1 protein-coding gene is annotated in these 543 nt (G+C 28.5%); it reads right to left on the bottom strand.

The genetic code is table 11. The annotated features are described in order from the left end of the window. A partial coding sequence (locus tag IE142_RS40335; protein ID WP_191889515.1) for a peptidoglycan bridge formation glycyltransferase FemA/FemB family protein occupies window positions 1-543 on the bottom strand: 543 nt, incomplete at both ends.

Raw genomic sequence — 543 nt, 5'->3', positions numbered from 1 at the left:
ATATACTCATCAAAGTTAATATAGGCTAGTGGTACTAAAACACGGTCTTTATAATGTTTGAATCTGTTGTAATAAAAACTATCTTCTCTATCTGCAAAATCTTTAGTTTCAGAGGTATCCTCCATAAATGACCTAAATATAGGTAACTCTTCTTCAGATAAAAAGCGGACTTTAACTCCATTTTTCTTAACTTTTTTAGTATTACGCTTTCTTAAACCATCCATGTTTTTTAAAACATCATTAGCACTTTTGTTTGCTAAATTTAGAACAGAATGATATCGGATTTGTAATACAGGATCAAATCCTTTGTGAAATCCTTCGTGTTTATATCCTAAACTCTCTAATTCATCAAAAATCCAATCATGACCTGCATTTCCAGTTATTTCTCCCTCATGATTTAAATATTGATACGGAAGGTATGGGTCAACTCTTAAATATAAACAATTATATTTTTTTACATATTTACTCAATTCATTAAAGAAAAAATGTACAAGCTCTTTATTATTATAATCTATTACTGGACCGCGATTGGAATAAAAATAT

Source organism: Streptomyces mutabilis (assembly GCF_014649815.1).
Classification (GTDB): Bacteria; Actinomycetota; Actinomycetes; order Streptomycetales; family Streptomycetaceae; genus Streptomyces; species Streptomyces mutabilis.
The sequence above is the reverse complement of the archived record's forward strand: the minus strand, read 5'-3'. Positions and strand labels throughout refer to the sequence as shown.